At 73.8% G+C, this 20,105-nt stretch carries 14 protein-coding genes; 5 read left to right on the forward strand and 9 right to left on the reverse strand.

The window, feature by feature from the left end:
• Nucleotides 1-261: 261 nt before the first annotated feature.
• Genes ACFWRV_RS28350 through ACFWRV_RS28360 form a run of 3 tightly spaced genes read left to right on the forward strand, consistent with a single transcriptional unit; the run spans nt 262 to nt 5,993 of the window.
• Nucleotides 262-3,813 (forward strand): trypsin-like peptidase domain-containing protein, encoded by a 3,552-nt coding sequence (locus ACFWRV_RS28350; protein ID WP_384338565.1) that lies wholly within the window; start codon nt 262-264, stop codon nt 3,811-3,813.
• 43 nt (nt 3,814-3,856) lie between these two features.
• Nucleotides 3,857-4,813, forward strand: coding sequence for a bifunctional riboflavin kinase/FAD synthetase (locus ACFWRV_RS28355; RefSeq protein WP_384338566.1), 957 nt, complete (start codon nt 3,857-3,859; stop codon nt 4,811-4,813).
• A gap of 49 nt (nt 4,814-4,862) precedes the next feature.
• Entirely contained in the window at nt 4,863-5,993 is a 1,131-nt protein-coding gene (locus ACFWRV_RS28360; RefSeq protein WP_384338567.1) for an XdhC family protein, read from the forward strand.
• Here ACFWRV_RS28360 and ACFWRV_RS28365 read toward each other — a convergent pair whose 3' ends face one another.
• Both ACFWRV_RS28365 and ACFWRV_RS28370 read right to left on the reverse strand, forming a co-directional pair.
• Nucleotides 5,994-7,343 carry an MFS transporter gene (locus ACFWRV_RS28365; protein ID WP_384338568.1) on the reverse strand — a complete coding sequence of 450 codons (1,350 nt, stop codon included), beginning with the start codon at nt 7,341-7,343 and terminating at the stop codon, nt 5,994-5,996. It lies immediately after the preceding gene.
• Nucleotides 7,340-7,975, reverse strand: a complete 636-nt coding sequence (locus ACFWRV_RS28370; protein ID WP_384338569.1) for an ArsR/SmtB family transcription factor — start codon at nt 7,973-7,975, stop codon at nt 7,340-7,342. Before ACFWRV_RS28370 ends, ACFWRV_RS28365 begins: the two co-directional genes overlap by 4 nt.
• Nucleotides 7,976-8,148: 173 nt before the next feature.
• Between ACFWRV_RS28370 and ACFWRV_RS28375 the strand changes: the two genes are divergently transcribed.
• Both ACFWRV_RS28375 and ACFWRV_RS28380 read left to right on the forward strand, forming a co-directional pair.
• Nucleotides 8,149-8,736 (forward strand): dihydrofolate reductase family protein, encoded by a 588-nt coding sequence (locus ACFWRV_RS28375; RefSeq protein WP_384338570.1) that lies wholly within the window; start codon nt 8,149-8,151, stop codon nt 8,734-8,736.
• A gap of 10 nt (nt 8,737-8,746) precedes the next feature.
• Nucleotides 8,747-9,484 (forward strand): VOC family protein, encoded by a 738-nt coding sequence (locus tag ACFWRV_RS28380; protein ID WP_384338571.1) that lies wholly within the window; start codon nt 8,747-8,749, stop codon nt 9,482-9,484.
• Nucleotides 9,485-9,536: 52 nt separating this feature from the next.
• Here the strand turns inward: ACFWRV_RS28380 and ACFWRV_RS28385 are convergent, their stop codons facing one another.
• The 7 genes from ACFWRV_RS28385 to ACFWRV_RS28415 form a co-directional block, all read right to left on the reverse strand.
• Nucleotides 9,537-10,541: an oligopeptide/dipeptide ABC transporter ATP-binding protein gene (locus tag ACFWRV_RS28385; protein WP_384338572.1), complete on the reverse strand. Its 1,005-nt coding sequence runs from the start codon at nt 10,539-10,541 to the stop codon at nt 9,537-9,539.
• On the reverse strand, nt 10,538-11,677 hold the full coding sequence (locus ACFWRV_RS28390; RefSeq protein ID WP_384338573.1) for an ABC transporter ATP-binding protein: 1,140 nt from the start codon (nt 11,675-11,677) through the stop codon (nt 10,538-10,540). The genes ACFWRV_RS28385 and ACFWRV_RS28390 overlap by 4 nt, the downstream gene beginning before the upstream one ends.
• Entirely contained in the window at nt 11,674-12,660 is a 987-nt protein-coding gene (locus ACFWRV_RS28395) for an ABC transporter permease (protein ID WP_384338574.1), read from the reverse strand. Before ACFWRV_RS28395 ends, ACFWRV_RS28390 begins: the two co-directional genes overlap by 4 nt.
• A complete protein-coding gene (locus ACFWRV_RS28400) occupies nt 12,657-13,748 on the reverse strand; it encodes an ABC transporter permease (protein WP_384338575.1) in 1,092 nt (363 codons plus the stop codon). Before ACFWRV_RS28400 ends, ACFWRV_RS28395 begins: the two co-directional genes overlap by 4 nt.
• Nucleotides 13,749-13,751: 3 nt before the next feature.
• Nucleotides 13,752-15,629 carry an ABC transporter substrate-binding protein gene (locus tag ACFWRV_RS28405; RefSeq protein WP_384338576.1) on the reverse strand — a complete coding sequence of 626 codons (1,878 nt, stop codon included), beginning with the start codon at nt 15,627-15,629 and terminating at the stop codon, nt 13,752-13,754.
• Between the two features lie 219 nt (nt 15,630-15,848).
• Entirely contained in the window at nt 15,849-18,962 is a 3,114-nt protein-coding gene (locus tag ACFWRV_RS28410; protein WP_384338577.1) for an SCO5717 family growth-regulating ATPase, read from the reverse strand.
• A gap of 344 nt (nt 18,963-19,306) precedes the next feature.
• On the reverse strand, nt 19,307-20,044 hold the full coding sequence (locus ACFWRV_RS28415) for a hypothetical protein (protein ID WP_384338578.1): 738 nt from the start codon (nt 20,042-20,044) through the stop codon (nt 19,307-19,309).
• Between the last annotated feature and the right edge of the window lie 61 nt (nt 20,045-20,105).

Here is a 20,105-nt window from a genome sequence, read left to right on the forward strand (position 1 = left end):
TTTGTTTATACGACACCGGGCCACGCGCCTCGCCTTCTTCGCCTGACCCTCGGCCGCCGCCCCACCCTCCTTGTGGTGGCGGGGGCACCCCCCCCCACCCGGTGCCCGCTCCACGTTCCCCTCCCCGGCACCATCCCTGCTCCGCCGGGGACACGGGTATTCACCCCATTGGACGGGCGCTCGGAGTGAATACCGGGGGCGCGGGGGGCGCTTTCCCCGTCCTCGCGCTCTCGGAGATCACCGGCGGCCTACCGTCGGACCATGGGCAGTGGGGACCGGTCGAAGCTGGTAAGAATCTGCGATCAGGCCGGCCGGCCGCGAGGGACGGGATTCGTCGCGGACGAGCGCGGCACGGTCGTCACCGCCCATCAGGCCGTCGTCTCCCCGGGCCCGCTCCTCCTCCACGGCACCGACGGCCGCACCTGCACCGTCGCCCCCGACGACATCACCGCGCTGCCCGCCCTAGGCCTCGCCCTGCTGCGCACCGGCGGCCCGGACGCCCTCGACGCCGAGCCGCTGCCCATCGCCGGACGCGACCGCGCCGAGCCCGGCGGTTACGTGGACCTCGCCGCCCACGGACGGCGCGAGGCCCGCGTGCTGGGCACCACCCCCGCCACCTACACCGCACCGGACGGCGTCGGCCACCCCATCCCCGCCGCCCTGGAGCTGGCCCTCGGCACCGACGGGCGCGACGCCCTGCGCTCCGGCGGCGCGGCCGTCGGCGGACCGGTCACCGACCCGGCCACCGGCACGGTCCTCGGCATCCTCAGCACCACGCTCACGGCCCCGCACGAAGCGGCCGGCCTCGCGCTCCCGATCCCCCGGGGCGCGGACGACACGCTGGACGCCCTGCTCCGCCGCAACGCCGCCGTCGCCCCCGCCTACGGCCCCCACCTCAACCTCGCCGGGGCTCTCCAGCTCACCGCCACATCCGTCGGCTCGGCCGACGGTCCGAAGGCCCGCACCGCCCCGGTGGAGCGCGAGGACGTCCACGCCGAGCTGGCCGCCTTCGCCGCCGGTACGGGCCTGGTCCTCGGTCTCGTCGGCGCCCCCGGCACCGGCCGCACCACCGAGCTGGCCGCCCTCGCCGCCCGCCGCGCCGACGGCGGCGCGCCCGCCCCCACCCTCTGGCTGCGCGGCGCGGACCTGCTGGCCGAGGACACCTCGATCGCGGACGCCGCGAGCCGTACGCTCATCCGCTCCGCCCGGATCGTCACCGCGGCGGGCGCCCACGGCGACATGAGCACGGCCACCCCGGAGCGGGTCGCCCGGCTCGCCGCCGACGCCGGGCACCCGCTCCTCGTGGTCCTCGACGGCCCCGAGGAGATGCCGCCGCTGCTGGCCCACCGGCTGGCCGACTGGACGTGCGGCACCCTCGCCTGGCTGCGCGCGAACGCCGTCCGGCTCGTGGTCGCCTGCCGCCCCGAGCACTGGGAGACCGCGGGGACTCTCTACCCGCCGGGCTCACTGCACCGCCCGCACCGCCCCGCCCGCCGGCTGCCGCCCGCCCTGCGCCTGGGCGACCTCACCCCGGAGCAGGCCGAGCGGGCCAAGGAGGCGTACGGCATCCCGCCCGCCGCCCTCGCCCCCGGCCACGACCGGCACCCGCTGACCCTGCGGCTGCTCGCCGAGGTCCGCGCCGCCCTGCCGCCGGGTGTGCCGGGCCGCCCCGACACCGAGGACGTCTTCGGCGCCCACCTCGACCTGCTGTGCGTGCGCGCCGCCGTCCGGATCGCGGCCGCCGCCGACGAACAGCCACGCGGCGCGGCCGTGCGCCGGCTGGCCGCCCGGGTGGCGGGCCAGGTCCACGAGGCTGCCCGCCGCTGTCTGGGCCCGGGCCAGGGCGAGCTGGCCCGGGTGGCGTTCGAGGAGATCTTCCCCTGGCGCACCGGCTGGGCCTCCGCCGTGCTCACCGAGGGCCTCCTCGTCCCCGCAGGAGCGGGCTACCGCTTCGCCCACGAGGAGCTCGGCGACTGGGTGCAGGGCGCCCACCTCGACCTCGACGCGGCCCTGCGCTCCCTCGTGCACCGCTGGCACCGGGGGAGCGGCACCCCGGACCGGACCCCGCACCCCGACGGCTCCGGCGAACCCCGCAGCCTGCCCGTGCCCCGGCACCGCATCGGGCCGGTGATCCAGGCGATGGTGCTGCTCGGCCGCCGCCAGGGCACCGCGGCCCTCGCGCACCGGATGGCCGACCTGATCGAGGCGCTGGACCGGCTCTGGACCGACGAAGGACCGCGCGACGAGGACGCCGCCTGGTGGGCCGCCCACCTGCTGAACGGCAGCCTCCTGCGGGTGACCGACGCCCGCCCCTACCTCGGTGTCCTGCGGGTCCTGGCCGGGCGCATCACCCGCCGCTCCGCCGCCCCCGAAGGACCCGGGGACCTCGGGGCGTACGGGGAGTTCGGGCCCTGGTTCTGGCGGCGGCTCCGGCTGCCCGAGGAGGACCGGATCGACCTGCTCCGCCGCCTCGTGCCCGCCGACGGGCTGCCCCGCACCGACGGCGACGAGCGGTATCTGGACGCGGTCGCCCGCCGCCTCGCCCTCGACGCCCCGGCCGTGCAGCCCCTGCTGTGCCGCTGGTTCACCGACGAACGCCCGCTGCTCGTGGGCCCCGACGCCCCGGACGTGCCCCTGCGCCCCACCGTCGCCGCCACCGCGCAGGCGCTGCTGTACGCCCGCCGCGATCTCGCCCTCGACGATCTGGCCGACGCGCTCATCGCGACCCCGCACCAGCGCGCCGGGGAACTGCTCGCGGCCCTCGCTGAGGGCGAACCGACCGCGCTCTGCCGGGCCGTCGAGCGCTGGGCCCGCGACGAGGACCGCCCCGCCCGCCGCTCCGCCGCCGCCCGCTACGCCGGACTCCTCCAGCAGCGGGTCACCGCCGAGGGCGACCGGGCCCTGCTGCGCTCCGCCGCCGAGATCCTGCTGGAGCGGCCCGAGGACGCCGAACTGCACTCCGCCGCCCACACCCTTCTCGTCCGCGATCCGAAGGGCAGAACCCGCCACCTCCCGGCAGCCCTGCGCGCGTTCGCCGCCGGCGACCCCCGGCTGCCCGTCGAACTGCTCGCCGAGGTCTTCCCGGCCCACCAGGAGCCCGTCCTCGCCGCCCTCCGCGTGCGTCTGGCCCGCCCCGGGGACGGCGGGGGAGCGGTGCTGCGGGCCCTGGCCGGACTCGACACGCCCGCGCTCGCGCTGCACGTCGCCGGGCTCGTACGGGAGTACATCGACGCCCACCCCGAGGACGGCACGCACGCCGCCGAGTACGTCGACCTCCGCCTGGAGCACGGCCCGGCCGCCCGCGCCCTGCTGCTGCCCCTGGTCACCGGGCTGCTGCGGGACCGCCCCGCTCCGCCGCCGGTGCGCGCCGCGCTCGCCGGGGTCCTCGCCGGTCCCGGGAGCGCGGACTCCCGGCCGCTGCGGGCCGAGCTGCTGGAGGTCCTGCTGGAGTTCGAGCAGGTCACCGGCCGGAACCCGGACGTGCTGGAGGCCCTGCTGCGGGCCGCCGCCGAGGGCTCGGAGCGCCGCCCGGAGATCCGTACCCGCGCGCTCGTCCACCGCACCGGGATGCTGCTGGTCCGCACCCCCGAGGGAGCCGCCCGCTTCGACCGCGGCCTGGTCGAGCTCGCCCGCGCCGTTCCCGGCTTCGCCGCTCTCGTCACCCGCTGGCTGGCCGACGCCCCCGAGGAGTGGGCGGCGGTCGTGGGCCCGAGCGCCCGGCGCACGGTCGAGGCGTTGGAGACATCACGTCCGCCGATGCCGATGCCGATGCAGGCGGCGGGACGTGAGCATGGCAGTCTTAGACCTGCGTAATCGACATACACACGTACACAGGTTCGGGCGAGGAGCGGTCACAGTGCAGCGCTGGCGTGGCTTGGAGGACATCCCCCAGGACTGGGGACGCAGCGTCGTCACCATCGGCTCCTACGACGGCGTGCACCGCGGACACCAGCTGATCATCGGCCGGGCCGTCGAGCGCGCCCGTGAGCTGGGCATCCCCTCGGTCGTCGTCACCTTCGACCCGCACCCCAGCGAGGTCGTCCGCCCCGGCAGCCACCCGCCGCTGCTCGCCCCGCACCACCGCCGCGCCGAGCTGATGGCGGAGCTGGGCGTGGACGCCCTGCTGATCCTGCCGTTCACCGCGGAGTTCTCCAAGCTGTCGCCCGCCGACTTCATCGCGAAGGTCCTCGTCGACCGCCTCCACGCGAAGGCCGTCATCGAGGGCCCCAACTTCCGCTTCGGCCACCGGGCCGCGGGGAACGTCGCGCTCCTGACCGAGCTGGGCGCCACCTACGACTACACCGTCGAGGTCATCGACCTGTACGTCACCGGGGAGGCCGGCGGCGGACAGCCGTTCTCCTCCACGCTCACCCGCCGGCTGATCGCCGAGGGCGACGTCGCCGGGGCCGCCGAGATCCTCGGCCGCCCGCACCGGGTCGAGGGCATCGTGGTGCGCGGCGCGCAGCGCGGCCGTGAGCTGGGCTTCCCGACGGCCAACGTCGAGACCCTGCCGCACACGGCGATCCCCGCCGACGGCGTCTACGCCGGCTGGCTGGAGGTGAACGGCGAGTCGATGCCCGCCGCGATCTCGGTCGGCACGAACCCGCAGTTCGGCGGCACCGAGCGCACGGTCGAGGCGTACGCCATCGACCGGGTCGACCTGGACCTGTACGGGCTGCACGTGGCCGTCGACTTCCTGGCGTACGTACGCGGCATGCTGAAGTTCGACTCGATCGACGAGCTGCTGGTGGCGATGGCCGCGGACGTCAAACGCTCCAGCGAGCTGACCGCCGCCTACGCCCGCACGCGCTGACACCGCCTCTCCTCGTGCGGTCCGCCCGGGGACGGCGGATGCTGACAGGGTGCGCGACATCCTGCCCGACCTCCGCTCCCGGTGCGCCGACGGCGTTCCCTTCGCCCTGGCGACCGTCGTCGCCGTGCACGGCAGCGCGCCCCGCGACCCGGGCGCGGTCCTGGCCGTCGACGAAGCGGGCACAGTCGTCGGCAGCGTCTCCGGAGGCTGCGTGGAGGGCGATCTGTACGAGGTCGCCCGCGAGGTGCTGGCCGGGGCGGGGCCGCGCGTGGTGTCGTACGGGATCAGCGACGACGAGGCGTTCGGCGTCGGGCTGACGTGCGGCGGCACGATCGAGGTGCTCGTGCGCGCGTACGCGACCGGTGCCGAGCGTTCCGAACTCGCCGCTGTCCTGGACCTGATCGCCGCGGACCGGCCGGTGGCCGAGGCCACGGTCCTGTCCGGCGCGGGGGAGACCGGGGCCAGCCTGGTGATCCGCCCCTCCGACGCCGGGCCCACCACCGGCACGCTCGGCGACGAGGGGCTCGACGCGGCCGTCACCGACGACGCCCGCGGTCTGCTGGCCCAGGGGCACACCGCGATCCAGTGGTACGGGGCGCAGGGCCAGCGCCGGATGCAGGAGGTGGCCGTCTTCGTCCGGACGTACGCCCCACCGCCCCGCATGCTCGTCTTCGGCGCGATCGACCACGCGGCGGCCACCGCCCGCATCGGCTCGTTCCTCGGCTACCGGGTCACCGTCTGCGACGCCCGCCCCGCCTTCGCCACCCGCGAGCGCTTCCCCACGGCGGACGCGGTGGTGTGCGCCTGGCCGCACGACTACCTGGAGTCCACCAAGGCCGACGCCCGCACGGTGATCTGCGTGCTCACCCACGACCCCAAGTTCGACGTCCCCCTGCTCCTCGCGGCCCTGCGCACGCCCGCCGCGTACATCGGGGTGATGGGCAGCCGCCGCACCCACGACGACCGACTGGCCCGACTGCGCAGGGCCGGGGCGGACGAGGCGGCACTCGCCCGCCTCGCCTCACCCGTGGGCCTCGACCTCGGAGCCCGTACGCCGGAGGAGACGGCGGTGTCCATCGCGGCCGAGATCATCCAGCACCGCTGGGGCGGGACGGGACGGCCGCTCGGCGAGCTGACGGGAGCGATCCACCACCACGGCGGGCCGGCCGCGGCGCGGTGATCAGGGCACCGTCCTCGTACCGTCCCGATGCGCACGGTCCTCAGTCGCCTCCCGCGGTACGACGTCCCCGCGGGGCCTGTCCATGGCCCGCCACTCCGGCCGCAGTCCGGCCAGGGTGGTGGTGAGGAAGTACGCGGCCCCGCAGACGAGCAGGACCGGCGTCAGACCGGCGGCCGTCACCGCCGCCCCGGCGAGCAGCCCGCCGAGTGGGATGCCGGACCAGGCCAGCGAGTCGCCGAGGGCGTTGACCCGGCCCAGCATCCGGCGCGGCACCCGTTCGATGAAGACGGCGCCCAGCACGGGGTTGATGAACCCGGCCCCGAAGCCGCTGACGGCGAAGACGGCGAGCACCACGCCCAAGGGGGCGTCGACCGCGAGGACCAGGAACCTCGGGGCCCCGGCCAGCAGGAACCCGACGAGGAACACCGCTCTGCGGGGCAGCCGGTGGGCGGCCATCGCGGCGATGAGGCTCCCGCCGGCCGCGGCGGCCCCCATCACCGTGCCGACCAGGCCGATCGCGGCCGGGCCGTTCCCGGACTCCCCGGCCCAGACGGGGATCATCAGGGTGCTCAGCGCCGCGTCCAGCAGGTTGGTGATCCCGACCACGACGATGACGGCGAGCAGCAACGGATCGCCGCGCAGGAAGGTGAAGCCCTCGCCGAACCGCCGCCAGTAGCCCGCCTCCTTTGCGCCGTCCGCGTCCTTCGTGGCGGACGGGTCGACGGCCGGTCGTCCCGTCCCGCGCGGCAGCGCGACGGCGACGATCACCGAACCGAGGACGAAGCAGCCCGCGTTGACGACCAGACCGGTCATGGGGCCGAGCAGCGCCACCAGGGCGCCGCCCGCCGCCGGGCCGACGGTGGAGGCGAGCCGCTCGATCACGCCGGACAGGCCCATGGCCCGCTCCAGAGGGGTTCCGGCGCGCTCGGCGGCCTCCGGGACCATGACCTCTTTTGCCAGGTCGCCCGGGCCGCGAGCGGCCCCGATCACCGCGACCAGGCCCAGCAGGAGAGGGAAGGAGAGCAGGTCCAGGGTGTGCAGCAGGGGGATCGCCGCGGCGGCGGCCGCGCTCGCCAGGTCCGTGGTCCAGGAGACGGCCCGTGGGCCCGTGCGGTCCACCAGCGGGCCGGACAAGGCCTTGAACAGGACGTACGGTGCCATCTCGCAGAAGGCGACCAGCCCGGTCCGGGTGGCGCTGCCCGTGGTGACGAGGACGAACCAGGGCAGGGCGATCAGGGAGATCCGGGTGCCGGTCACGGACGCGGCGATGGCGGCCAGCACCCCTACCAGCGGCCGTAAGGACCGTTCGGCGGGTAGGACGCCGGTGCCGCCCGGGTCCCCGGCGCTCACGGTGCCTCCGCTTCCGGGGCGGGGGCGTCCAGTTCGGGCAGGAGGTGGGTGATGACGCCGACCCGCTCCGCGCCCGCCGGAGCGGTCGCCGCGTTCTCCGGGGTGTCCCGCCGGTAGCGGCCGATGACGCCCCACAACTCCTGGTAGAGCGCGGTCGTTTCCTCGGGGGTGAGCCGCAGGACCCAGTCGCTCAGGTCGAACCTCTCCCGCCAGACGCGGGGCATCGTCTGCAGGCCGTTCAGCGCCTGCTGGGTGCGCAGGGCGTAGATGGAGGCGACGGACTGCTGGTAGGCGAGGGCGGCCTCGGGCTCCCGCTCGGCCAGTTCCGGGTCGTTGAACCAGGTCGTCCGGTGCACCGAACGCCACCAGCGTTCGCGGGCGTTGCCGCGTTCCGTGTCCTCCTCGACGAAGCCGGCCGCGCCCAGTTGGCGCAGGTGGTAGCTGGCCGTCCCGGAGTTCACCCCCAGCCGCTCCGCGAGACGGGTGGCCGTGGACGGGCCGTACTTCCGCAGCAGTCCGACCAGTTGCACACGGACCGGATGCGCCAGGGCGCGCAGCCCCTTGGCGTCCAGGACGACCGATCCCTCATCCGGTGACGGGTCGTCGGAAGGGGGTGGCGTGTTGTCTGTCATGCGGCAGACCCTAGACCGCAAAGAGTTCTTCGCAAAGGTCTCTTTGCGAAGGACTCTTTGCGGTTTCTCGCGGGGCTCGTACCGACGCACGCCGACCGATGAGTTCCGACGTGCGCGAGGGTCATCATGTGCGGGACCGCCGTAACGCGTGCGTTCGTACCGAAGGGGACGCCATGGCCAGACTCGTCTACTCCATGATCACCTCGCTCGACGGCTACGCCGAGGCGACGGAGGGCGGCCTCGGCACCGGGGCCGGGGACCCGGAGGCGCACACCTTCGTCAACGATCTCTTCCGGCCGGTCGGCACCTACCTCTACGGGCGGCGGATGTACGAGACGATGGTCTACTGGGAGACGGCGCACACCGAGCCCGACCAGCCGCCGCACATCCTGCGGTACGCCCGCGACTGGCAGGCCGCGGAGAAGGTCGTGTACTCGACGACGCTCGACTCGGTGTCCAGCGCGAAGACCCGGATCGAGCGGTCCTTCGACCCGGACGCGGTGCGCCGGCTCAAGGCCGAGGCGGAGGCCGACCTCACCGTCGACGGCCCGAACCTCGCGGCCCAGGCGATCGCGGCCGGGCTGGTGGACGAGTACCACCTCTTCATCACCACGAGCGTGGTCGGCGGCGGCAAGCGGTTCTTTCCCGACGGCGTGCGTCTCGATCTCGAACTGGTCGAGGAGCGTGCTTTCGGCAGTGGGCTGATCTATGCGCGCTACCGCGTCCCCGGCCATGATCAGGAGCAGACGGGCACCCCTTAAGGTGTGCGGCATGACGCTGCAACTCGTTCAGGTGAACCTCAAGGCCCGCGACGACATCGCGCTCGGCGCATTCTGGGCGGAGGCGCTCGGCTGGGGACTGGACAGCGAGGCGCCCGGGGTCACCAACCTGGAACCCGTGGGCTTCGACTGGCCGGATCCGTCCGCCGTCTGCGTCGACCTCGTCCGCGTGCCGGACCCGGAGTCGGTGCGGTACCGCGTGCACATCGAGCTCGCCACCGCATCCGAAGCCCATCGGGCCGAGCTGGTCGCACGGTTGGAGAAGCTCGGGGCGACCATCGTCGGCACGGGCCGGGACGGGGCGCCGTGGACGGTGATGGCCGACCCGGAAGGCAACGTGTTCAGCGTCCTCGAGCCCCGCGAGCTCCACCGGGACACCGGGCCGATCGCCACCGTGGTCGTCGACTGCGCCGACCCGCGGGCCATGGTCCGGTTCTGGGGCGAGGCGATCGGCTGGACCGTCCACGAGCTGACCGACGACCGCGCGCTGCTGCGCACCGCCCAGGGCGTCGGGCCGTACCTGGAGCTCCGCCGTACGCCGGATGACGAGGTCGTGTGGACCCGCCTCCACCTCGATGTGAGGCCCGGCCCGGTCGTGGATCAGGCGAACGAGGTCGCCCGGCTCGAAGGTCTCGGCGCGACCCGGGCCGACGTGGGGCAGGGCGACGCCTCCTGGGTCGTTCTGGCCGACCCGGAGGGCAACGAGTTCTGCGTCCTCGCCCGGCGCTGACGCGGAACTCCGCCCTCCGCGGAGCGGCGGCGACGCGGGACGCTTCTCAGGCCTACCCGCCGCACGCCGCCGCCCAGTGGCAGGCCACCTGGGCGTCCCCGCCGCCCCCGTTCAGCACCGGCAGATCCAACGTGCGGCACGCCTGAGCCACCCCCGCCCGCTCCGCCTCGCCCGAGGCCAGGACCTGGCAGCGGACGTGGAAGCGGCAGCCGGCGGGCACCTTCGAGGGGTCCGGCGGCTCCCCGGCCAGCACCACCGGTTCGCCCTCCGCCTCCGGGAGCACGGACAACAGGGCCCGGGTGTACGGGTGCTGAGGAGCCGTGAGCAGTTGCTCGACCGGGCCCGTCTCGACGATCCGGCCGAGATACATCACCGCCACCCGGTCCGCGATGTTCCACGCGAGCCCCAGGTCATGGGTCACCACCAGCGCCGAGAGCCCCAGCTCGTCCCGCAGGCGCAGCAGGAGCGCCAGGATCTCGCCCCGTACCGACGCGTCCAGCGAGGCCACCGGCTCGTCGGCCACGATCAGCTCGGGCTCCAGCACCAGCGCCCCGGCGATCACGACACGCTGGCGCTGACCGCCCGACAGCTCGTGCGGGAAGCGCAGGAAGAACCGCTCCGGCGGCCGCAGGCCGGCCCGGGAGAGGGCGTCCGAGACGGCCGCCCGCTCGTCGCCCGCGTACCCGTGGATGCGCAGGCCCTCCGCCACCGCGTCGTACACCGTGTGCCGGGGGTTGAGGGAGCCGCTGGGGTCCTGGAGGACCAGCTGCACGCGTTTCCGGTACGCCTTCAGCGCCCGGCCCGAGTAGTCGAGCGGGGCGCCGCCGAAGGTGACCCGGCCCGAGGTGGGCGGGACCAGGCCGAGCAGGGACCGGGCGAGCGTCGTCTTGCCGCAGCCGGACTCGCCGACCAGGGCGACGATCTCGCCCGGCCGGATGTCGAGGTCGACGCCGTCGACGGCGCGGGCGGTGGCGGCCCCGCGCCGGCCCGGGAACGCGACCTTCAGCTCCTCGGCGCTGAGGAGGGGCGCGGTGCTGACGAGGGGCGTGGTGCTCAAGAGGTGCTCCTTGTTTCTCCGGGCCGTGCGCCGTCCGCGTGCGTGCTGTTCGCGTGCGTGCCGTCCGCTTCTGGCCGTGCGCCGTCCGTGGGCGCGCCGTCCGCGTCCACCAGGACGCAGGCCGCCCGGCGTTCGGCCCCGGCGTCCCGCAGCTCCGGGTCCTCGGTGTCGCAGGAGTCGAGCGCCACCGGGCAGCGCGGGTGGAACGTGCAGCCGCCCGGCAGTGCCGCCGGGTCCGGCGGGTCGCCCGGCAGCCCGCGCGGGGCGTGCCGCGAGGACAGGTCCCCGATCCTCGGGAACGCGGCGGAGAGCGCCCGGCCGTACGGGTGGCGGGCGTCCGTGTACACCTGCCGCGCCGGGCCCTCCTCGACGACCCGGCCCGCGTACATCACCGAGAGCCGGTCGCAGGTGTCGGCGAGCACCGCGAGGTCGTGGCTGATCATGATCAGGCCGACGTTCTGGTCGGACACCAGTTGCTCGATCAGGCGCAGGATCTGCGCCTGGATCATCACATCCAGCGCGGTCGTCGGTTCGTCCGCCACGATCAGGCGCGGATCGCAGGCCAGCGCCATCGCGATCATCACGCGCTGGCGCTGCCCGCCGGACAGCTCGTGCGGATACGCCTGCGCGCGGGCGGCGGGCAGGCCCACCTGCTCCAGCAGCTCACCGGCGCGCTTGCGGGCGGCCGCCGGGGTGGCCCTGCTGTGCAGCAGGATCGGCTCGGCGATCTGGTCGCCGACCCGGTGCACCGCGTTCAGCGAGTGCATCGCGCCCTGGAAGACGATCGACGCGCCCGCCCAGCGGACCGCACGCAGACGGCCCCACTTCATGGTCAGGACGTCCTCGCCGTCCAGCAGGATCTCGCCGGTCAGCTTCGCCGTCGCGGGCAGCAGCCGCAGCAGAGCGAGGGCCAGGGTGGACTTGCCGCAGCCGGACTCCCCGGCGATGCCGAGCTTCTGCCCGGCCTCGACCCGCAGGTCGACGCCCCGTACGGCGGGGACGGCGTCGGCCCCGCCGCCGTAGGTGACGGTCAGGTTCCGCACCTCCAGGAGCGGGGGGTCACCGACCGGCTTCGACGGGCCGGGCGCGCCGGACGGGTCCGGGTTCGGCGTGGTGGTCGTGGTCGTGGCGGTCAACGGGACACCCCCAGCTTGGGGTTGAGCACGGACTCGATGGTGCGGCCGCACAGCGTGAAGGCGAGGGCGACCACGGCGATGGCGAGTCCGGGCGGAGCGAGGTACCACCAGTTGCCGGAGGAGACCGCGCCGGCCTCCCGGGCGTCCTGGAGCAGACCGCCCCAGGAGACGATCGTGGGATCGCTGAGCCCGAGGAAGGCGAGGGTCGCCTCGGTGAGGATGGCGGTGGAGATCACGAGCGTGGTCTGGGCGAGCACCAGCGGCATGACGTTGGGCAGGACGTGACGCGACATGATGTGGCCGTGGCCGCCGCCGAGCGCCCGGGACCGTTCGATGTACGGGCGTGACTCGACGGACAGGGTCTGGGCGCGGACCAGCCGGGCGGTCGTCGGCCAGGTCGTCACGCCGATCGCCAGGATCGTCGTCCAGATCGACCGGGACAGCACGGTGGCGAGGGCGATGGCCAGCACCAGGGTCGGCATGACGAGGAACCAGTCCGTCACCCGCATGATGATGGTGGCGTACCAGCCCTTGAAGTGGCCCGCGGTGATCCCGATCAGGGTGCCGATCGCCACGGAGAGGAAGGCGGCGAGCAGCCCGACCGTCAGCGACACGCGCGTGCCCCACAGCATCAGGGCCAGCAGGCTGCGCCCGAACTGGTCGGTTCCGAGCGGGAATTCACCGCTCGGCTCCTCCAGCGGGCCGCCCGGGGCGTTCGTCACGCTCTGCGAGTCGGCCCCGACCAGCAGCGGGGCGGTCAGCGCGAGCAGGGCGATCACCGCGAGCACGGCGAGACCGACGAGGCCGGCCCGGTGCGTGCGGTACTGCCGCCAGAAGCGCGACACCGCCTGCCGCCGCCGGGCCCGGGTGAGGGCACGCGGGCTCAGCGCGGGGGCGCTCTTCTCCGGTCGCCCGGAGAGCTTCCCGGCGTCCGGCTGGCCCGGCTCCCGCGGTTCGGAGGGCTTCTGCATCGACGTCGTCATCGGCCCACCCGGGGATCGAGCAGCGGATAGATCACATCGGCCAGCGTGTTCATCAGGATCACCGCGGCGGCGAACACGAAGAACAGCGCCTGTACCAACGGCAGGTCGGGCACGCTCAGTGCCTGGTAGAAGAGGCCGCCGAGGCCCGGCCAGGAGAACACCGTCTCCACCAGGATCGCCCCCGCCACCGTCGTACCGAGGTTCACGAAGAGCAGCGTCACCGTCGGCAGCATCGCGTTCGGCACGGCGTGCTTCCGGCGTACGAGGTCGTCGCGCAGCCCCTTGGCGCGGGCGGTCGTCAGATAGTCGCTGCCCATCTCGTCCAGCAGCGAGGAGCGCATCACCAGCAGGGTGCGCGCGTACTCCACGGCGACCAGCGTGATGACGGGCAGCACCAGGTGATGGGCGATGTCCAGCACCCGGTCGAAGCCCTCGGTGTTGCCGGACTCCATGCCGCCGGTCGGGAAGAGCCCGGGGATCGGACCGATCCCCACCGACAGGGTGATGATGAGGAGCAGACCGAGCCAGAACGAGGGCACCGAGTACAGCGTCAGCGCGAACGCCGTGTTGGCCCGGTCCCCGGCACTGCCGTTGCGCCAGGCGGACCGGGCGCCCAGCCAGATGCCGAGCAGCGTGTAGATCACGAAAGCGGTGCCGGTCAGAAGCAGGGTGGCGGGCAGCGCCTCGGCGATCTTGTCGACGACCGGGGCGCGGAACTGGTACGACGTACCGAAGTCGCCGGTCAGCGCCTTGCCGCAGTACTGCGTGAACTGCTGCCACAGCGGCAGGTCGAGCCCGAACTCACGGCGCATCGCCGCGATCTGCTCGGTCGACACCTGACGGCCGCCGGTCATCTGTTTGACCGGGTCGCCGGGGATCAGCCGGAAGAGGAAGAAGCTGGTGACGAGGACGGCGAAGAGGGAGACGGCCGCCCCGGCGAGCTTGCCCGCCGCGTAGCGGGCGTAGGCGGCCGTACTGCGGGAGCGTGGGGAGCGGGCCGACGGCCCGGCCGGAGCCGGGCCGCCGGATTCGGTGCTCTCCACGCCCGCCGCGCCCTTCAGCAGGGCGGGAGTGCTTTCTGAGCTCATGGACTATTCACGGTCTTCCGCGGTGGAGCGGCGACGCATGGCGAACAGCAGTCCGCCACCGGCGAGGACGACGACGGCGATCCCGACCCCGATGAGCACCCCGGTGGAGGACCCACCGGAGTCGGAGGAACCGGACGAGGAGGCCCCGGCGGCCGGGGCCGCCGACCACCAGCTCCAGTAGCCGTCCTGGCCGTAGATGTTGCCCGCGGCCGACGGCATGGTGGTGATGGACGCGATGTGGTCGGTGCGGTAGGCCTCGACGGCATTCGGGTACGCCATGACGTTCATGTACCCGGTGTCGTACAGCCGCGACTCCAGTTGCCTGACCAGATCCGCCCGCTTGGCGGGGTCGTACTCCGCCAGTTGCTTCTTGTAGAGCTCGTCGTACTGCTTGTCGCAGATGAAGTTGTCGGTCGCGGCCGTCTCCTTCGCCTTCGTCGGCAGCGCGGCACAGGTGTGGATGGAGAGGACGAAGTCGGGGTCGGGGTTGACGGACCAGCCGTCGAAGGCGAGGTCGTACTCACCGGCGTACCAGGGGTCGGAAACGTTGTCGAGACAGTCGACCTTCAGCCCGATGCCCTGCTCGCCCCACCACTCCTGGAGGTACTTGCCGATCGCCTTGTCGTTGGGGTCGGTGGCGTGGCAGAGGATACGGAAGTCCAGCGGCTTGCCGTCCTTGCCGACGCGCTTGCCCTGGCCGTTCTTCTCGTACCCGGCCTCGTCGAGGAGGGTGGCGGCCTTCTTCGGGTCGTAGGCGAGCTTCTGACCGTCCGCCGGCTTCCAGAAGTAGTCGGCGAAGCGCGGCGGGATGTAGCCCTCGCCCTCGACGGCGTGACCCTGGAAGACCTTGTCGATGATGGTCTTGCGGTCGACCGCCATGAACAGCGCGTGCCGCACCTTCTGGTCCAGCAGCGCCGGGTGCCCGTCGCCGAACTTCTGACCGTCCTTGGTGCGGGCTCCCGGGTTGACGGCGAGCGCGAAGAAGCGGCGGCCCGGCGCGTCGTTCACCTTGATGTCCGGGGCGTTCTCCAGCGAGGCGGACTGGGCGGGGGTCAGGCTGGGGCTGCCCGCGACGAAGGAGACCTCACCCTTGCGCAGGGCGGCCACGGCCGCGTCCTGGTCCTTGTAGTAGCGGAAGACCAGCTCGTCGAACTTGGGCGACCCGCGCCAGAAGTCCTTGTTGGCCTTCAGCTTCACATAGCTGTCGACCTTGTAGTCCGTCAGGATGAACGGACCGTTCCCCACGACGGGGAAGTCCTTGTCGTTGTTGAACTTCGAGAAGTCGCCGACCTTCTCCCAGACGTGCTTCGGGACGATCGGCACGTCGAGTGCGGCCATCGTGGCCTGCGGCTCCTTCAACTTGATGACCAGCTGCTCCTTGCTGGGCGCGGTCACCTCCTCGAAGTTGCCGACGAAGCTGCCGTTGGAGGTCGCGGCGCCCTCGTCGGTCATCATCTTGTTGAACGTCCAGGCGGCGTCCTCGGCGGTGGCCTGCTGCCCGTCGGACCACTTCGAGTCCGGGCGGATCGTGTAGGTCCACGTCAGCTTGTCGGCCGAGGGCTCCCACTTCGTGGCCAGGCCCGGGATCGCCTTGTTGTCCTTGGCGTCGTAGTTGGTGAGGTAGTCGTACATCAGCCGGTGGATGCTCGTGCTGACCAGCCGCTGCGCCAGGAACGGGCTGAGGGAGTCGACGCTCTGCGCGACGGCGACCGTGAGCGTCGTCTTCCCGTCGTCGGCGCGGGCCTCGGAGGGCGCGGGGGCGAGCAGATTGCCGGGCACCACGGAACCGGCGGTGAGCGCCAGGGCGGCCGCGCCGGAAGCCAGCAGGAGGCGCAGGCGTCGGCGTGGCCGGAAGGAGTGGTGGGGAACTCTTGTGACCATGGACGGGGACCTCGCGTCATCACTCGCTGAAGAAGGCGGGCAGATCTCTGGTTCGCCAGTTGGTGAAGCGAAGGTTTATCAGCGGTGGTCGAGCCTCGTCAACGGTGTGTCAAACCGTGTGTGGGCTGCGGGAATGCGGAAGGGCTCGCACCGCGTGAGCGATGCGAGCCCTCATTGGTCTAAACCACTTCCGCCGTGTCGGCGGCCCTGCGGCCGGTCCTACTGCCGGGGCGCCGGCGGCGGCTGCGGAGGCGACTGCTGCCAGCCGGCGGGCGGCACCGGCCCCTGCAGATCGGGCTGGCCTGCCGGGTTGGCCTGGCCGCCCTGCTGCTCCGGCTGCGCCTGCTGCGGCACGCCGGCCCCGGGCGTACCCGGCCCGGGCTGCGGGGGAGGCGACTGCTGCCAGCCGTGCTGCGGTCCGCCCGGGGCCGCCTGCGGCGGATAGGGGGCCTGGGGCGCCCCCGGCTGACCGGCCGTCTGATATCCCCCGTACGGCGGCTGTCCGCCGTAGGGCTGCTGTCCCGCGTACGGCTGCTGCGTCTGGTGCGGCTGCCCGGGGTGCTGCTGCTGCGGGGCCTGCTGCGGGTAGGGCCGGCCGGGGCCGGGCTGTTGCGGCGCGTACGGCTGCTGCCCGGGGATCTGCTGGCCGGGGTGACCGGGGGCCTGCTGGCCGGGGCCGCCCTGCTGTCCCGGCAGGGGCTGGCCCGGCATCGGCTGGCCCGGTACCTGCTGGCCCGGTCCCGGGTAGCCCTGCTGGCCGGGCAGCGGCGGGGCGTACTGCGGCGGCGGGTTCTGGCCGTCCCCCGTCCACAGTCCCTGCTGCTGCTGGGCCCGCGAGAAGTCCTCGGCCACCAGCGCCGAGAGGTGGAAGTACGCCTCGCGGGTCTTGGGCCGCATCATGTCGAGGTCGACCTCGGCGCCCGCCGCCAGGTGCTCGTCGAACGGCACGACGACGACGCCGCGGCAGCGCGTCTCGAAGTGCTGGACGATGTCGTCCACCTTGATCATCTTGCCGGTCTCGCGGACACCGGAGATGACGGTGAGCGAACGCTGCACCAGGTCGGCGTAGCCGTGCGCCGAGAGCCAGTCCAGCGTCGTGGAGGCGCTGGACGCGCCGTCGACCGAGGGCGTCGAGATGATGATCAGCTGGTCGGCGAGGTCCAGCACCCCGCGCATCGCGCTGTAGAGCAGGCCGGTGCCCGAGTCGGTGAGGATGATCGGGTACTGCTTGCCGAGCACCTCGATCGCCCGCCGGTAGTCCTCGTCGTTGAACGTCGTCGAGACGGCGGGGTCCACGTCGTTGGCGATGATCTCCAGACCGGAGGACGCCTGCGAGGTGAACCGACGGATGTCCATGTACGAGTTGAGGTACGGGATCGCCTGGACCAGGTCGCGGATGGTCGCCCCGGTCTCGCGGCGCACCCGTCGGCCCAGCGTGCCCGCGTCCGGGTTGGCGTCGATGGCGAGGATCTTGTCCTGCCGCTCGGTGGCCAGCGTCGAACCGAGGGCGGTGGTCGTGGTGGTCTTGCCCACGCCGCCCTTGAGGCTGATGACGGCGATCCGGTAGCAGGACAGCACCGGGGTGCGGATCAGCTCCAGCTTGCGCAGCCGCTCGGCCTCCTCCTTCTTGCCGCCCAGCTTGAACCGGGAGGCGGCGGAGGGATGACGGCTGCTCTTGGCCTTCTGCTTGCCCCGCACCAGCCGGTCGGAGGAGAGCTCGACGGCCGCGGTGTACCCGAGCGGGGCGCCGGGCACCGACCGCTCGCGCTGGTCGTGCGCGACCGGGGTGGGCCAGGCGGCGCCCGTACGCGGGTCGACGGGCTGCTGCTGATGCATCTGGCCCTGGGGCTGGCCCTGTGCCGGGGGCTGCTGCCCGTACGCCTCCGGCTGCTGCGGGGCGACGGGCGCGGGGAGATTCGGGGTGCCCTGGGCAGGGAACGGCGCGTGCGGCTGCGGCGCGTGGGGCGCCTGCCCGGGGTGCCCCTGCTGCTGGGGCGCCTGCCCGTGCTGACCCTGCTGGCCCGGCTGACCGGTCTGCGGGAAGCCGTAACCGCCTTGCGGCGGGAAGCCGTAACCGTCCTGCGGCGGGAAGCCGTAACCGCCCGCGCCCTGGGGGGCCTGGGGGTGGGCCTGCGGCGGCAGGGGCGCGCTCGGGCCGGGGCCCGGGTGACCGGGCTGACCGGGGAACGGCTGCTGCTGGTGCGGTGCCTGAGGTGCCTGCGGTGCCTGCGGTGCCTGAGGGGCGTGGGGCGCCTGGGCCGCCTGCGGGAAGCCGTAGCCTCCGGGCGCCTCGTTCGCCGGGGCGGCACCGGGCCACTGCGCCGCGGGCTGCGGCGCGGAGGGCGCCGGAGCGGCCGGCTGGAAGGCGGGCGGCAGGGGCGGCAGCGCGCCGCCCTGCGCGGGCGGCGACCACGGCACCGGTGCGGCGGCGGCCTGCGGGGCGTCGGCGGCGGGCGGCGGCACGTCCTGGGGACCCGCGTCCTGCGGCACGGCGTCCTGCGCGCCCGCGCCCGGATGGGCCTCGGCATCGGCGGCGGCTGCGTCAGCGGGCCCCGGGTCCTCGTCGGTGCTCGCTCCTGCCGCGTCGCTGTCCTCGGAACCCGCGGCGCTCACCTCCGTACGGGAGGCGGCCGCGGAGCCGGTGTCGCCGAGCGAGGGAAGGGCGGCGGCCGACGCGGAGGACGTACCGGACGGGGACGCGTCCTCGGAGTCCGTACCGGCGTCGGCCTTCCTCTTGTCCTTCGCCCCGGCGTCGGCCGCACCGTCCGCGGCACCCCCGGAACCGGACTCGGAACCGGCCTGGGCGGCGGGCCCGGCACCGGCCGCGGCTTCCGCCTCGCGCTCCGCGATCTCCCGCTTCAGCGCGGCGGGCGAGAACCGCATCGTCGCGCCGCTCTCCACATCACCGCCGCCGAACGGACGGGCATCCTCGGTCTCGGCGGCCGAAGCGGTGGGGGCGGCCGGAGTCGGCGCGGCCGGAGCCTGTGCGTGCGGGGTCTGTGCGTGCGGAGTCTGCGGTGCGGCGGGGGAGACCGGGGCCTCCGGAACCGCGGGGGCGACCGGCTCGGCCGGCGCCGGCGCCCAGTTGGGATCGAAGCCGCCGGGCGCCGCCGACAGGTCCGGCGCGGCCACGGGCGCCCCGACCGGCGGCGGAGGGGGCGCCAGGTGCGAGCCCGCTCCCCCCGACGAGTCCCCCGCCGCGTTCTGTGTGTACCAGGCGGGAGGGGTGTAGTCGATGGTGAACTCACCCGTCATCTCGGCGGGATCCGCGTCGGACGACTCGTCGACGGGCAGGTCCCATCCGTCGCGGATCTCGTCCCGATCGCCGTTCACTTTGCCTCCTGATGTGGTCGAGCACCCTTGTGCCGTGGTGGGTGGGGGCGACCGTTCCCGATGTACCGGTCCGCCCGGCTCTCCCCCTTGCGACGCGCATCACCTGCTCGCAGGTTTCCTCTGCCGCGCCCCACCCACCCTAATCGCCATCCGGTGAACTCAGGCAGGGCGTTCTGCATCGCTCAACCGGTCCGTTACGTCACCGGGCCGACCAGGAGCGGACAGGGAACGGTACGAGAACGGGCCAAGAGCGGCACGCGTGTGCAAAGTTCCCCACAGGACCCGCACAAGTCGACCGTGACAGGGGCGAGCGCCGCCAGGCCGGAGCGCAGGCCCGCGCCCGCTCAGTCCATCCGGCGCGCGGCGCCCAGCAGCCCGGATTCGGCGTCCGTGGCCTGGGTCATCACGAACTGGCGGTCCCGGTCCGCGCACCACAGGGTGACGCCGTCGGCCAAGGTGGACAGCGCCTGGGCCTCGGCGGGCGAGAGGTTCATGATGCGGCCGATCTGCGCCGCCTCGTCCGGAGAGACCCGCTGGACGCCGACCAGCGCCGACTTCTTCATCAGTCGCGGAGCCACCGGGCTGAGATAGGGGAGCAGCGTCACGACGGACTGCCACGGCCCCGACACCACCCGGCCGCGCGGCGGCCGCATCCCGCAGTCGCGGATCACGACCACCGGCGAACCGGCGGAAGCACCCTGCGGCGGCACCCGGCCGACGTCGTGCAGCGAGACGCACGGCTGCCCGCCGCCCGCCGCCTGCGCGAGCGAGGTCCAGGCCTGGGCCCGGCCCGTCTCCACCGCGATCCGGGCCCCGGTCGCGGCGGCGCGCAGCGCCAGGACCTGCGCGGTCCAGACGCCGCCGATCAGGGTCACCTCGTACGGGGTGGGCCGGTTGATGCCGAGGACCGCGGGACGGCCCTCGGCGTCGACCCCGATCACCGTGCCGTCGTCGCCGATCGGCAGTCCCAGCGAGGCCAGCTCGTCGAGGGAGACCGCGTGGCGGCCGCGGCGGGGACCGATCAGCCCGAAACCGCGCCGGGCGCGGCTGCCCGCCTGGGCGGGCCTCGTCGGAGTGGACATCAGTACCTGCTCCCGTACGTCCCGGTGACCATGACCGCGTGCCTCTTCGCCTTCTTCTCGG

Source organism: Streptomyces sp. NPDC058576, from assembly GCF_042718715.1.
Taxonomy (GTDB): domain Bacteria; phylum Actinomycetota; class Actinomycetes; order Streptomycetales; family Streptomycetaceae; genus Streptomyces.

What these genes read in the sequence shown, in the direction of transcription:
- ACFWRV_RS28350 (WP_384338565.1), top strand. Translation starts at nt 262, where the DNA reads ATGGGCAGTGGGGACCGGTCGAAGCTGGTAAGAATCTGCGATCAGGCC.
- ACFWRV_RS28370 (WP_384338569.1), bottom strand. Translation starts at nt 7,975, where the DNA reads ATGACAGACAACACGCCACCCCCTTCCGACGACCCGTCACCGGATGAG.
- ACFWRV_RS28375 (WP_384338570.1), top strand. Translation starts at nt 8,149, where the DNA reads ATGGCCAGACTCGTCTACTCCATGATCACCTCGCTCGACGGCTACGCC.
- ACFWRV_RS28395 (WP_384338574.1), bottom strand. Translation starts at nt 12,660, where the DNA reads ATGACGACGTCGATGCAGAAGCCCTCCGAACCGCGGGAGCCGGGCCAG.
- ACFWRV_RS28380 (WP_384338571.1), top strand. Translation starts at nt 8,747, where the DNA reads ATGACGCTGCAACTCGTTCAGGTGAACCTCAAGGCCCGCGACGACATC.
- ACFWRV_RS28415 (WP_384338578.1), bottom strand. Translation starts at nt 20,044, where the DNA reads ATGTCCACTCCGACGAGGCCCGCCCAGGCGGGCAGCCGCGCCCGGCGC.
- ACFWRV_RS28405 (WP_384338576.1), bottom strand. Translation starts at nt 15,629, where the DNA reads ATGGTCACAAGAGTTCCCCACCACTCCTTCCGGCCACGCCGACGCCTG.
- ACFWRV_RS28400 (WP_384338575.1), bottom strand. Translation starts at nt 13,748, where the DNA reads ATGAGCTCAGAAAGCACTCCCGCCCTGCTGAAGGGCGCGGCGGGCGTG.